At 58.1% G+C, this 12875-nt stretch carries 12 protein-coding genes; 11 read left to right on the top strand and 1 reads right to left on the bottom strand.

Features of this window, described 5'->3' with window-relative positions:
- From ACODSD_RS08760 to ACODSD_RS08715, 10 genes are all read left to right on the top strand, one after another.
- On the top strand, positions 1 to 368 hold a 368-nt coding region (locus tag ACODSD_RS08760), incomplete at its 5' end, for a DUF2345 domain-containing protein (protein WP_488877191.1).
- Positions 369 to 371: 3 nt separating this feature from the next.
- Positions 372 to 1283, top strand: a complete 912-nt coding sequence (locus ACODSD_RS08755) for a hypothetical protein (RefSeq protein WP_488877190.1) — start codon at positions 372 to 374, stop codon at positions 1281 to 1283.
- A 46-nt stretch (positions 1284 to 1329) separates the two neighbouring features.
- Complete coding sequence (locus ACODSD_RS08750) at positions 1330 to 4215, top strand: T6SS effector BTH_I2691 family protein (protein WP_488877189.1); 2886 nt, start codon at positions 1330 to 1332, stop codon at positions 4213 to 4215.
- Positions 4216 to 4226: 11 nt separating this feature from the next.
- Positions 4227 to 4973 carry a putative type VI secretion system effector gene (locus ACODSD_RS08745; RefSeq protein WP_253314249.1) on the top strand — a complete coding sequence of 249 codons (747 nt, stop codon included), beginning with the start codon at positions 4227 to 4229 and terminating at the stop codon, positions 4971 to 4973.
- A 9-nt stretch (positions 4974 to 4982) separates the two neighbouring features.
- Positions 4983 to 5741 carry a putative type VI secretion system effector gene (locus ACODSD_RS08740; RefSeq protein ID WP_488877188.1) on the top strand — a complete coding sequence of 253 codons (759 nt, stop codon included), beginning with the start codon at positions 4983 to 4985 and terminating at the stop codon, positions 5739 to 5741.
- A 58-nt stretch (positions 5742 to 5799) separates the two neighbouring features.
- Positions 5800 to 6513 (top strand): putative type VI secretion system effector, encoded by a 714-nt coding sequence (locus tag ACODSD_RS08735; RefSeq protein WP_488877187.1) that lies wholly within the window; start codon positions 5800 to 5802, stop codon positions 6511 to 6513.
- Positions 6514 to 6523: 10 nt separating this feature from the next.
- Positions 6524 to 7282: a putative type VI secretion system effector gene (locus ACODSD_RS08730; RefSeq protein ID WP_235088755.1), complete on the top strand. Its 759-nt coding sequence runs from the start codon at positions 6524 to 6526 to the stop codon at positions 7280 to 7282.
- Positions 7283 to 7301: 19 nt separating this feature from the next.
- A complete protein-coding gene (locus ACODSD_RS08725; RefSeq protein WP_488877186.1) occupies positions 7302 to 8054 on the top strand; it encodes a putative type VI secretion system effector in 753 nt (250 codons plus the stop codon).
- 42 nt (positions 8055 to 8096) lie between these two features.
- Positions 8097 to 9032, top strand: a complete 936-nt coding sequence (locus ACODSD_RS08720; protein ID WP_235088759.1) for a DUF6708 domain-containing protein — start codon at positions 8097 to 8099, stop codon at positions 9030 to 9032.
- Positions 9033 to 9228: 196 nt separating this feature from the next.
- The gene (locus tag ACODSD_RS08715; protein WP_107799168.1) at positions 9229 to 10248 is read left to right on the top strand and encodes a transporter; all 1020 of its coding nucleotides are present in this window, start codon (positions 9229 to 9231) and stop codon (positions 10246 to 10248) included.
- Here the strand turns inward: ACODSD_RS08715 and ACODSD_RS08710 are convergent.
- A complete protein-coding gene (locus ACODSD_RS08710; RefSeq protein ID WP_488877185.1) occupies positions 10199 to 11137 on the bottom strand; it encodes a LysR family transcriptional regulator in 939 nt (312 codons plus the stop codon). The two genes, ACODSD_RS08715 and ACODSD_RS08710, sit on opposite strands and share 50 nt — an antisense overlap.
- 158 nt (positions 11138 to 11295) lie before the next feature.
- Here ACODSD_RS08710 and ACODSD_RS08705 point away from each other — a divergent pair, with 158 nt between their 5' ends.
- Positions 11296 to 12849: an MFS transporter gene (locus ACODSD_RS08705; RefSeq protein WP_488877184.1), complete on the top strand. Its 1554-nt coding sequence runs from the start codon at positions 11296 to 11298 to the stop codon at positions 12847 to 12849.
- The last annotated feature ends 26 nt before the right edge of the window (positions 12850 to 12875 follow it).

Here is a 12875-nt window from a genome sequence, read left to right as displayed (position 1 = left end):
TCGTCACCGGCCTGCAAGACAAGATCGCGCTGAAGCTGATCGCCGCCAAGGGCAAAATTCAGATGCAGGCGCAGAGCGACACTATCGAAGTGACCGCGGACAAGGACGTCACCATCACCTCCTGTAAGGAGCGCATCGTCATCACCGCCAAGGAGGAAATCCTGGTCACCGCCGGCGGCGGCTACATCCGGCTCAAGGGCGGCGATATCGAAGTGCACTGCCCCGGCACCGTGACGGTGAAAGGCGCCAGCCATAACCTCAGCGGCCCCACCAGCCTGAACGCGCCCTTGCCCAAATTCAACAAAGGCTGCGAGCAAGCGCTGAACAGCGCCGCCGCAACCCAATCCGCCACCGTGCGCCTGGGCTGAGCCATGCAAGCATCCGCTAAACACGCCGCCATTCTGCAACAGCTGCAAGCCCGCCAACAGGCCGGCGCGCAACTGCTGCTGGCCCTGGACGCGCCCAGCCGCCCGCTGGCGGGCGCCGAAGCCGAACTGAACGAACAAGCCCGGCAGCAAGGCCTGCTGCTGCCGCTGAAACATCCGCAACTGGACCCCGCGCGCCAGCCGGCCTGGCTGCCGCTGAACGCCGGCGCGCCAGCGCTGGCCGACAGCATCGCTCAGGCGCTGGCGGAAGCCGAGCCGGACGCGCTAGCGCTGGGGCAAGGCCGGCGCGTGGCCGGCTGGCTGGAAATCACCGGCTCCGCCAAACTGGCCGCCGCCCATATTGGCCGCCAGATGATACGCCGCAGTCCCAATGGCGAGACCCATCTGCTGCGCCTGCACGACCCGGCGGTGAGCTGGGCGCTGTGGCCGCTGTTGAACACCGCGCAGCAGCGCGGCCTGTTGGGCTCGGTCAGCCGCTGGTGGCTATTGGACCCGGCCGGCGAACTCACCTGTCTGGAGCCGGCGCCGCCCGCGACAGGCGCGGCGCGACCGCTCTCGCGCTGGGAGCCCGGCTTGTGGGAAGACATCGCCCGCATCGGCCCGCTCAACCGCGCGCTGCTGGCGTGGCGCGAGCACGCGCCGGAATGCGACGCGGGCACGCTGGAAACCGCGCGCCTGCATGCGTTCTCCGCCTTGCGCCATGCCGGCGCGCTGGGCTTTGACGACGAGGAAGACTTGTCCCGCTTCGCCCTGCACGCCGTCACCGTGCACCCCCGTTTCTATCTGCACCCCCGCGTGCAAGCGCTGCTGGCGGGGCGCGAGGCGGACGACTTTTACAGCGGGCTGACGGATTCGCTCAGCGAAGCGGACTGGGCGGCCATCGCCGCCAGCGCCTGAGCGCAGCCGACATGACGCACCTCATACACCCGGACCACAGCAAATCATGAGCCAACTGTGTAAAGCCTGTCAGGCCAGCGGCCTGCCCATCATGCCGGTACGCTACGCGCCGGTGCCCAAAACGGTGAAAGCCGCCCTGCCCGCCTGGGCCTGTGCCGATAAAGTCAAAGACATCGCGCTGGACGCGGACTTCCATTACGCGCTGCGCACCCTGCGCGCCGGCTTCGTCTACCTGTTTTATGCCAAACACGCTCGCGGCTCCAATCTATGGGAGTGCTATAGCGTCACCGAAGACGGCGTCCTGCTGAAACAGCCCTCGCCCAAGGCCGCGCAAGCGGCTGGGAAAAGCGTGGTTTGCAACACCGCCGGCCACAGCAATAGCCGGTTGCACCACCTGATCATCGAACAGCCGGAAAAATGCGGCCCGGCCTGGATCGCCTTCAGCGAATACAAATGGGGCGACCTGACACTGCGGCGCTATGCTCAGGACGCCAAGTTGCGCGCCGCCCGCATGCAGGCCATAGACCCCAAGGCCATGGCCGCCGGCAGCTCCAACGCCCACGGCACCACCGCCAGCAAGGCCGCGATCGAAGCGGTGATGGAATACCATCCCGGCTACCAGCCCGCCCAGCTGGCCTACGACCCCAAGACCGACGCCTTCAGCAAGGAGGACGGCAGCTACGACAAGGCCCGGGTGGACAAAAACTACGCGCGCTACCCCATCCACGCACGCCGAGGCAAGGCCGAAGAAAGCCTGCAATTCATGCAGGCCCGCGCCAAGAAAAGCGGCGGCAACAACACCCCGCACATCCTGGCGCTGTGGGACGCCATCGGCACCGCCCAGGAGCTTAACGGATACGTCAACGACAGCGCCGGCCTGGCGCTGCTGTTCGCCGAGGAGCGCAGCTTCCAATTGCACGCAATCCAGGCATTGGAAAACATCCGGAAATCGCTGAGCGCCCAGGCCCAGGAAGGACAGGAGAAGTTCCAGGACGACATGATGCGGCGCGATACCGCCACCTGGTACAACCCGGCCGTCATGGCCCAACGCCGCGCCGCCATCGCCAAGCTGCAAGACCCGGCGTTGAAACGCCAGCGCCTGGAAGTCTGCGACCTGCTGGACCAATGGGCCGGCTGGCAAATCCCGGCCTCTATCGCGCCCAATGAGCTGGACGCCATCGACCTGCGCCGCGTCCCGGAACCGCAACGCGGCCAGCAGATCGCCGCGCTCAAGGCCAAGGTGGCCGCCTTCCGCGCCAAACGCGGCGAAAACTACGACAACAACATCGAACAGGCCGGCGACCGCAGTTGGCCCAAATACCGCAAGAAAATCGACCCGGACCGCCTGTCCAACTTCCAGAAATTCCAAAACGAGCTGGACGCCGCCATCGGCGCGCGCCAGAACAAAACCGTGGGCGCCTTGCTGCGCTGGCTGCAAGCGCCTTTGTTCCTGGACACCTTGGAGGACTACCACGACGCCGATCCCAAGGACGGCATCGAGTTCGAAGCCGTCATCGGCCACGCCATCAGCGGCATCAACGTCACCGTCAGTGGCCAGGCCAAGCTGGACGCCTGGGCCAAGGACGTGGCGATAGCGCGCAACAATGTGCTTTACCGCGCGCTGGCGCTCAATCAGAAGAAAATAGAAACCGAGCTGAAAACCGCGCTGAAGGACGCCAAGCAGAATCAGGACACGCCGTACAGCGACGCGGCAGTGCGCACCATAGAAACCACCAAGAACTATTTCCAGAAGCTGCTGGACATGTACAAGGAAAATGCCGCCTTGTACGAGAACAACCTTGAAGCTCGCAGCCCCCAAGGCAAAACCGCCTTCGGGGTCAGCCTCCTCACCGCGCGCACCGGGCAGATAGACCATGTGATCGTCACCGCCGGCAACGCCATCATCAAGGCCTTCGCCCCGGCCGCCGGCCGCGCCGGCGCCGCCCTGAAACTGGACAAGGCCGAGATCTATCTGGGCGAAAAGCTGCTGCAAATGGTGTTGGCTTGCCGCGCGCTGGTCAGCACTGCCGACATCAAGGCGCTGGTGGCGGCAGAGTATGCGGATAATGTCCAACGCAAAAAACTTAAAAAAGAGCCCACCCCGCAAGCCAAATACAAGCGCTTGCAGAAGGCTCTGCGCAAAGAGGCGGAATACCGCCGGACTCAGGGGGCCAAACTGCAGCGGGCCTACGATAAGCTACGGGTGGACAAGCCCAAAGACCATCTGTCCGTGGTCAAGGACGCCCGCCTGACTCTGCTCGTGATGATGATAGAAGGGGTCTATCTGGGACGTTTGCTGCTGCAAAACGAGAAGGACGGCGCGGTCTACGCCAGCCTGGCCGCCTCCGGCCTGGCCTTGACTGCCCAGACCATCGATATCATGAGCCTGCCCCTGAGCAAGATCATGCAGGGCGGCGAGCAAGCCCGCAGCATACAGCGGCTAAAACTGATGGGCGGTTTGTTGATGGCGGCGTCGAATGGGATTGGGATTGTACAAGATGGCCTCAGTGCCAGAGATGCCAGTACAAAAGGACAAACTACTATCCAAGCATTGTATATAGCAAAAGCCACTATCGGTGCCATTGGCCTAGGTGCATCTGGGCTCTCTACTTTCACATATGCCGCACCAGTCATCATGCGGGTAAGTAGTAACGTCGCCATTGCAGAAACAGCTGCTGCTCTCGGGGCCCGCTCGGCAGCAATACTCGCAACCCGCATAGTCTTTATGACGGTTGGCAGTTGGGTTAGCTTAACTATCTTTGTTTTACAGGGCTTAATTTGGGCCTTGGAGGACGATGACCTGCAAATTTGGATCAGTCAAACTCCTTTCGGAAAAGATAGCAAAAATGCTAAATCCCCCAAAGATATAAACGACTTAACTCAGTCACTAGAAAAGATATTTACAAAACCTAAAACATCTGAGCAAGTTTAAGGACATCAACCATGATTGTTAATAGCTCTGTTAGCAGCAACTCAGTTACTGAACTAAGCAAAATCAGTGGCAAGATTTCTCGATATAAGAAAACACGGGAAATGGCTAACTTCTTCTTTACTGACCACGACCGCAACATCATGGGTCTGTCAGCCATTGCGGGTGCTCTGGCTGGCGCTGCCGGCATGGCCGCCAGCACCGCTAGGGATGCAAGCAACTTACGCGAGCAAGCCGACTATGTTGAGATGGAAATTAATGGACAACTAGCTAAAGGGTGGGTTTGGTTTAGCCCATTCCAAGATGGAGATGAGGTTGAAGTTATTGGAAATCAACGGCACGATTACTTTGAACTTATTGCAATAGTCCGAACAAAAGATAGGACTATAGCACTTTACCCTCACTGCTCAAGAGGAAAAAATGCTCATATAAGAAATATTATAAAATGGTGGTTTTTCATTACCTTAGCGGCAATTATTTTTGCAATCGTTTTTGATATTGCCATAGCAGCCCTTGCCAACGATGGCATGGACTACTTCGTATCCACAACAGCTTTCCCATACTTTACCATCGGGATAAGTCTACTGACGGGAACCTTTGCATTTGTAAACGGTAAGAAATTCATGATGTATGTACATGCTGCTACTCAAGTTTTTAAAGCATTAGGTTTAAAAGAGCCTGACAACATCAACTTACCCAAACTTACAAAACGCAAGCCTGGCGATCCAGGTGCATTTGGCGTGATGTATTTTAACTATTGAGCCCCCGGCATGGCGATGTCACCACCTAGCAGCTTAGTGCCCACTTCATCAACGATGAAGCTAAGCAAAATCAGCGGAAAAATCTCGCACTACAAAAAAACCAGAGAACTTGCCAATTTCTTTTTTACCGACCATGATCGCAGCATCATGGGCTTAGCCGCCATAGCAGGAGCACTAGCCGGAGCTGCTGGCATGGCTGCAAGCACGGCTAGAGATGCAGCAAATTTACGCGAAGAGGCTGACTACGTTGAAATGAAATTCGATGGACAGTTGGCAAAAGGCTGGGTCTGGTTTAGCCCTTTTCAAGCGGGCGATGAAGTGGAAGTTATAGGAACGCAACAAGAGGGTTACTTTGAGATTGTAGCGATATTACGACCAGCGGATAGAGTAATCGCACTCTACCCACATTGTTCCAGAGGAAAAAATGCACATATAAAAAACATTATAAAATGGTGGGCGCTCTCTGTATCCTTTATGCTATGGATCGCATTTCCAGCCTTCCTTTTTATTATCGATCTACTTATCTCATCTGAGCTCTTCAATTCACTCATCAACTTTAATTACATATACGTCGGCATTGTTTCCTACGCATTGTTTGGAGCATATTCACTTGTAACTGGAAAAAAATTCATGATGTTTGTTAAAGCTGCGACACAAGTTTTTAAAACGATGAAACTTCCAAATCCAGACAATACGGACTTACCCAAGTGTACTAAACGTAAACCAGGCGACCCCGGTGCACTCGGTGTAATGTACTTCAACTACTAAGCCCGATTCCACTATGGCCATATTTCGTCCGATCAGCTTAGCCCCCAACATAGCTAGCATGACGCTAAGCAAAATCAGCGGCAAAATTTCCCGTTACAAAAAAACACGAGAAATGGCCAACTTCTTTTTTACTGACCGCGACCGCAACATCATGGGCCTGTCAGCTATTGCAGGAGCCCTGGCTGGCGCTGCCGGTATGGCAGCTAACACCGCTAGGGATGCGAGCAACTTACGCGAGCAAGCCGACTATATTGAGATGGAAATTAATGGACTGCCCGCCAAAGGCTGGGTATGGTTCAGCCCATTTAAAGATGGTGACGACGTAGAACTAATCGGGACATTACAAGGGGATTACTTTGAAATCATCGCCATTGCGAGACCTCAAGATCGCACCATCGCCCTATACCCGCATTGCTCACGTGGCAAAAAATCTCACATCACCACCATCATCAAGTGGTGGTTCATAGCAACAACTTTCTTGGTAGCCGTATTTATCCCAATATTATTTACAATATTTGATCTTATCGACGGAAAAGAGAAACTTTTTTCATTTTTTGGGGCAGAGTATTTGTATGCGACTATATTCATGTATCTATTCCTAGGAACATACTCACTCGTCACTGGAAGAAAATTTATGATGTATGTGCACGCGGCTACACAGGTCTTTAAAGCATTAGGGTTGCCAGACCCCGATAATATCGACCTACCCAAACGCACAAAACGCAGGCCTGGCGATCCAGGTGCATTTGGCGTGATGTACTTCAACTATTGAGCTTCCCGGCATGGCGATATCACCACCTAGCAGCTTAGCGCCCACCCCATCAACGATGGAGCTAAGCAAAATCAGTGGAAAAATATCGCACTACAAAAAAACCAGAGAACTTGCCAATTTCTTTTTTACCGACCATGATCGCAGCATCATGGGCCTATCCGCAATTGCAGGAGCCTTGGCCGGGGCAGCAGGCATGGCTGCTAGTACTGCACGAGATACTACAAATCTGCGAGAGCAAGCTGACCATATTGAAATGAGCATAAATGGTCAACCCGCTAAAGGCTGGGTATGGTTTAGTCCCTTTCAAGCAGGCGATGAAGTTGAGCTTATTGGAACCCAACAAGATGGTTATTTTGAAATTATTGCAATAGCCCGCCCCAAAGACAAAGTTATCGCACTGTACCCACACTGCTCCCGTGGCAAAATTGCACATATCAAAACCGTATTCAAATGGTGGTTTCTGTCAGTATCTTTTTTGGTTGCAATATTAGCCCCTCTTGTTTTTGGTTTTTTTGATTTCATTTCTGGTAAAGACGAAATTTTTAGTTTAATAGATTTCGATTACATTTATGTATGTGCAGCAGTTTATGCCATTTTTGGGGCGTACGCGTATGTTACAGGGAAGAAATTTATGATGTATGTACATGCAGCAACACGTATTTTTAAAGTGATGGACCTACAAAACCCTGACCACATCGACCTACCCAAACGCACAAAACGCAAGCCAGGCGATCCTGGCGCATTCGGCGTGATGTATTTCAACTACTGACCCTGGCCCAAGCATAGCCATGTCTGTAACAAACGACTTAGTTGCTCTTACGCCAACAATGCAGCTAAGCAAAATTAACGGCAAAATTTCCCGTTACAAAAAAACACGAGAAATGGCCAACTTCTTCTTTACCGACCGCGACCGCAACATCATGGGCTTGGCCGCCATCGCAGGAGCACTAGCCGGCGCAGCCGGCATGGCCGCTAGCACCGCTAGGGATGCAAGCAACTTACGCGAGCAAGCCGACTATATTGAGATGGAAATTAATGGGCTACCCGCCAAAGGCTGGGTTTGGTATAGCCCATTCCAAGATGGAGACATTGTCGATGTAATTGGCACACCGCGTGAAAACCATTTTGAAATTGTTGCCATTGCCCGCCCAAAAGATAGAATCATTGCACTCTACCCACATTGCTCCCGCGGCAAAATCCCTCATATCAAAACAGTAGTTAAATGGTGGTTTCTCTCCACTACTTTTTTAGCAACCATCTTTGCGCCTCTATTAGCGATACTATTTGACTTCATTAGCGATAACGATGCTCCTTATTTTTTCTGGAACATCGGATACATCTACGCATCATTAGCGATGTACCTACTCCTCGGAGCATATTCTTTCGTAACCGGGAAAAGATTCATGATGTTTGTCAATGCGGCCACACAAGTATTCAAAACCATGGGATTGCCTGACCCTGACAACATCGACCTTCCCAAAAAAACCAAACGCAAACCCGGTGACCCAGGTGCGTTCGGTGTGATGTACTTCAACTACTGAATCCAATCTGGACGGCATGCCGTCCATTACACTCTCACCACCATGGAATATACCGGCTTATATCAAAAATACACCATCAACCGTCCCTTGACCCGGTTGGAGCAAGAGCACGGTCTGGATATTCACCAAAAGCTGGATTTGCCGCTGGCTTATCAGTTGGCCGTGATCAAGATAAACAGTACTTATCTAGAGCTGGTTGACAAGTATTTCCGCTGGAAGGGCATGATGAGCAGCGTGCTGCTGGCCATCTTCTACATCGTTCCCATAGGCTGCGCCACTATCGCGCTGGATTTCATCCTGATTGCCATCGGCGCCAATTCCAGCCCCTATTATTCCCCGCAACAAGCCTGGACCCAGACGGTATTGCTACTGCTGTTCGGCCCCGGCTTGATAGGCAGCATCTTGATCTGGCTGTTAAGAAAAGAGGCCTTCGCGCTGACCCACTACCCGATCCGTCTAAACAGGAAATCTAGAAAAATATTCGCGTTTCAGCCTGGGGGAAAGATCGTGGAGTTTGACTGGGACCACAGCTTTTTTTGCTTGGGCCTAGGCAAAAGCAATACCTGGGAGATTCAGGGCCACAAGCTGGATGCGGAAGGCAAGGTGTCCGCCACTTTCGCCTTCTCAGAGTTGGCGGTAGGGGCGAAAGACCGGGAGCTGCTGAAACAGCATTGGGAGTTCATCCGCCGCTATATGGAAGAAGGCCCGACCAGCGTCATCCAGGAAGTCAAGGCTTGCCTGCCGATTGCAGACCAGAGAGAACCGTTCTGGTTTGGCCTGCAGCGCACCGATTTTTATGTAAGTGCCATGCCGTGGTCAATGAGGTTGGCCTTTTTGCTGATTTATTTAATCTGCTATCCCGGCCGATGGCTTGCCATGCGTACCAGCCAGGTTCCTGCCTGGCCAGCCAATGTGGACGAGCAATGCCAAGTTGCGCCAGACGATCCATACTCTCGTGACGCCTCAATGAACCCATAAAAATAGAAAAGCTTTATTGCATGCGTCAATCCTCACCGTCACCAAGCTGAGCAAAATCAGCGGCACCATTTCCTGCTATAAGAAAACAAAAGCGCGCTCCCAAAAAACTTCAGCCCCTCCCCTTCATCTCATCGTCACCATTTCGTCATCCGCCGCGCCTAAGCTGAGCTGTATTCCACCATGTCGGCCACGCGCCATGAACCACGTCATTACCCAGCAGCAATACGGCTCGGACCAGGCCGGGCTGATCTGCGGCTTTCGTTTTCATCCGGATTGCGCCGGCGAAGAGATCGATTCCGCTCAGGCGCAAGCCTGGCTGCGCGCGCCGCCGGACGGCGACGCCTTTCTATGGCTGCATTTCAATCTGGCCAATGCCGCCAGCGAACGCTGGCTGCGCGCGGCCTTGCCCTTGCAGGAGGATTTTTTCGAGGCCTTGCGCGGCGGCTCCAACTCCACCCGCATCGAATTGCTGGATCAGGCCTTACTGGCGGTAATCAACGACGTGGCTTTCAGCTTTGGCCTGGCCTCGTCGGACATCGCCACCCTGTGGGCGCATGCTCAGCCGCGGGTGCTGATCACCGCGCGCGTCAAGCCGCTACACTCGGTGGACCGGCTGCGCGCGGCGGTGCGCGCCGGCGCGGCCTTCCGCTCGCCGGCGGCCTTGCTGGTGCATTTGCTGCAGAACCAGGCGGATGCGCTGGCCGGCATTGTGCGCGCCAGCGGCGCGCAGGTGGATGTGCTGGAAGACAGGCTGCTGGCGCAAAGGCTGGACGATCAGCGCGCGCAGCTGGCGGCGATGCGGCGTTCCCTGGTGCGCTTGCAGCGCCTGCTGGCGCCCGAGCCCAGCGCGCTGTTCCGCCTGCTGAACCGGCCGCCGGCCTGGCTGGACGCGGCCGACGCGCAGGCGCTGCGTCAGTCTTCCGAGGAATTTGCGCTGACGCTGAACGATCTGGCCGCCTTGGTGGAACGGATCAAGCTTTTGCAGGAAGAACTGGCGGCGCGCCTGAACGAGCAGAGCAACCGCACCCTGTTCACGCTGACCCTGGTGACGGTGCTGGCGCTGCCCATCAATATCGTCGCCGGTTTCTTCGGCATGAACGTGGGCGGCGTGCCGCTGGCCAATCATCCGCACGGCTTTTGGGTGCTGGTGCTGCTGGTGGCCGGCTTCAGTCTCTTGGCCGCCTGGTGGGCTTTCCGCCGTCAGCGCGGCGCGTAGGCGGCGCGAACATGCGCTGGCATAGGAAGTCCACGAAGACGCGCAGCTTGGGCGACAGCTGGCGGCTGGACGGCCACAGCACATGGAACATGCCGGTCTGGCCCAGATAGGGCTCCAGCACGATTTGCAGCCGGCCGGCGGCCAGCGCGTCGCGCACGATGAAGTCCGGCAAGTACGCCAGGCCCTGATTCTGGCTGGCGGCGCAGATCAGCGCCTCGATATTGTTGCAACTCAAGGCGCTGCTGGGCGGCCAGTCCTGGCCGGCCGGCGCGCCGTCCAGCGCCCAGGTCTGCAGCTTGCCGGTGCTGGGGAAGCGATAGCGCAGGCAGGCGTGATGGGCCAGGTCCTCCGGGCTTTGCGGCGCGCCGCGTTCGCGCAGATAGCCCGGCGAGCCCACCACCAGCAGACGGAAGGGCCCCAAGGGCCGCGCCATCAGCCGGGAATCCGCCAACGGGCCGCTGCGCACCACCGCGTCCAGGCCCTCTTCTATCACGTCCACCATGCGGTCGGAAAAATCCAGGTCCAGCTCCACTTCCGGGTAACGCCGCATGAAGTCCGGCAGGATGGGCAGCAACATGCGATACCCCACCACCGGCAGGCTGACCCGCAGCTTGCCGCGCGGCGCGGCGCGGCTCTGCGCCAGTTCGGCCTCGGCGTCGTCGATATCGTCCAGGATGCGGCGGCAGCGTTCGTAGAACAATTCGCCCTCCGCCGTCAGCCGCACATGACGGGTGCTGCGCTGGAACAGCCGCACGCCCAGTTTTTCTTCCAGCCGCGCCACGCTCTTGCCCACGGCGGACGAGGACACGCCCAGCGCGCGGCCGGCGCCGACAAAGCTTTGCGCCTCCGCGGCGCGTACAAAAGCGGCCAAACTGCTCAAACTATCCATGCCCACGTCCTTATTGAGGATTTTTTGTCCGCTTAATTTGGACACAGCGCCTGTTTTTCGTCAATTGCCGTCAAATTATCATGTGTTCGCCCAATGACCATCCGCATCCGCCCGCCGCGCCGCGCGGGCGCTTGTCCCACTCTTTGAAAGGCGAAATCATGCATCCCTCCAAACCGGCGCCCTCCCAACGCGCTCCTTTACTGACCCTGGCCGCGGTCTGCCTGGCCGCGCTGACCACGCCGCTCAGCTTCACCGGCCCGGCGCTGGCCTTGACCGCGATAGGCCGCGAGCTGGGCGGCGACGCGCTGGCCCTGACTTGGGTCACCAACGCTTTCATGCTCACTTTCGGCGGCTGCCTGATGGCGGCCGGCGCGCTGGCCGATCAATACGGCCGCAAACGGGTGTTTCTGCTCGGCATTGGCCTGTTCTCCCTGTCCTCGCTGGGCTTGTTCCTGGTCGGCAGCCTGCTGTGGCTGGACTTGCTGCGCGCGGCCCAAGGCCTGGGCGCGGCGCTGTCCTTCGCCAGCGGCCTGGCGGCGCTGGCGCAAAGCTTCGCCGGCGCGGCGCGCACGCGGGCCTTCAGCCTGATAGGCACCACCTTCGGCATCGGCCTGGCTTTTGGCCCCTTGCTGTGCGGCTATCTGATTCAGGCGCTGGGTTGGCGTTCCATCTTCGCGCTGGCCGGCCTGGTGGGCCTGCTCGCCTTGGGCCTGGCCGTCTATTGCATGCGCGAATCGCGCGACCCTCAGGCCGCCGGCCTGGATTGGCCGGGCGCGCTCAGCTTCACGCTGGCGCTGAGCCTGCTGACTTACGGCGCGCTGGCGGCGCCGGAGCTGGGCTGGAGCAGCCCACGGGTGATTGTCCTGCTCTTGGGGGCCGTAGCCGCGTTCTGGCTGTTCGTGGCGCTGGAGCGTCGCGCGGCGCGTCCCATGCTGGACCTGAGCCTGTTCCGCTATCCGCGCTTTGTCGGCGTGCAATGTCTGGCCGCCGCGCCGGCTTACGCCTTCGTGGTCTTGCTGGTGCTGCTGCCGCTGCGCCTGGTGGGGGCGGAAGGCGTCAGCGAGGCGGAGGCCGGCCGGGTGATGCTGGCCTTGTCCGCGCCCATGCTGGCGCTGCCGCTGTGCGCGGCCTGGCTGACGCGCTGGCTGTCCGCCGCGGTTCTGTCCGCCGGCGGCCTGCTGCTGTGCGCGCTGGGGCTGTGGTGGCTTAGCCGCTATCCGCAGCTGTCCGCGCTGCAACAGACCTTGTGGCCCTTGCTGCTGATAGGCGTGGGCATCAGCCTGCCCTGGGGCCTGATGGACGGTCTGGCTGTCAGCGTGGTGCCCAAGGAGCGCGCCGGCATGGCCGCCGGCATATTCAGCACCACGCGGGTGGCGGGCGAAGGCATTGCGCTGGCCTTGGTGGGCGCGCTGCTGGCGGCCCTGCTGCAACAACGTCTCTCTCCCTTGTCCGCGGCGGCGCCCCAAGCGCTGGCCGCGGCCGCCAGCCAGGGGGCGCTGGGCAAGCTGGCCGCCGTCGGCGAGTTCTTGCCCGGCCTCGCGCCGGAGGCGCTGTCCCAGGCTTACGCCGCCGCCTTCCAACGGCTGCTGACGGTGCTGTCCGCCCTGACCGTGCTCAGCGCGCTGGTGGTGGCGCTGTTCCTGCGCGGCGTCGCTCAGACGCAGACGGAGGAAACGGACGCGAATCCGGCGCTGGACTCCGCCTGCTCTTGAGCGCGGGCGCCGGTTTGCCTTCCCGC

It is taken from the genome of Chromobacterium sp. FG22 (genome assembly GCF_057809415.1).
Note: the sequence above shows the minus strand (reverse complement) of the source record. Positions and strands in the feature narration are given on the sequence as shown.

What these genes read in the sequence shown, in the direction of transcription:
- ACODSD_RS08755 (WP_488877190.1), top strand. Translation starts at nt 372, where the DNA reads ATGCAAGCATCCGCTAAACACGCCGCCATTCTGCAACAGCTGCAAGCC.
- ACODSD_RS08750 (WP_488877189.1), top strand. Translation starts at nt 1,330, where the DNA reads ATGAGCCAACTGTGTAAAGCCTGTCAGGCCAGCGGCCTGCCCATCATG.
- ACODSD_RS08745 (WP_253314249.1), top strand. Translation starts at nt 4,227, where the DNA reads ATGATTGTTAATAGCTCTGTTAGCAGCAACTCAGTTACTGAACTAAGC.
- ACODSD_RS08740 (WP_488877188.1), top strand. Translation starts at nt 4,983, where the DNA reads ATGGCGATGTCACCACCTAGCAGCTTAGTGCCCACTTCATCAACGATG.
- ACODSD_RS08735 (WP_488877187.1), top strand. Translation starts at nt 5,800, where the DNA reads ATGACGCTAAGCAAAATCAGCGGCAAAATTTCCCGTTACAAAAAAACA.
- ACODSD_RS08730 (WP_235088755.1), top strand. Translation starts at nt 6,524, where the DNA reads ATGGCGATATCACCACCTAGCAGCTTAGCGCCCACCCCATCAACGATG.
- ACODSD_RS08725 (WP_488877186.1), top strand. Translation starts at nt 7,302, where the DNA reads ATGTCTGTAACAAACGACTTAGTTGCTCTTACGCCAACAATGCAGCTA.
- ACODSD_RS08720 (WP_235088759.1), top strand. Translation starts at nt 8,097, where the DNA reads ATGGAATATACCGGCTTATATCAAAAATACACCATCAACCGTCCCTTG.
- ACODSD_RS08715 (WP_107799168.1), top strand. Translation starts at nt 9,229, where the DNA reads ATGAACCACGTCATTACCCAGCAGCAATACGGCTCGGACCAGGCCGGG.
- ACODSD_RS08710 (WP_488877185.1), bottom strand. Translation starts at nt 11,137, where the DNA reads ATGGATAGTTTGAGCAGTTTGGCCGCTTTTGTACGCGCCGCGGAGGCG.
- ACODSD_RS08705 (WP_488877184.1), top strand. Translation starts at nt 11,296, where the DNA reads ATGCATCCCTCCAAACCGGCGCCCTCCCAACGCGCTCCTTTACTGACC.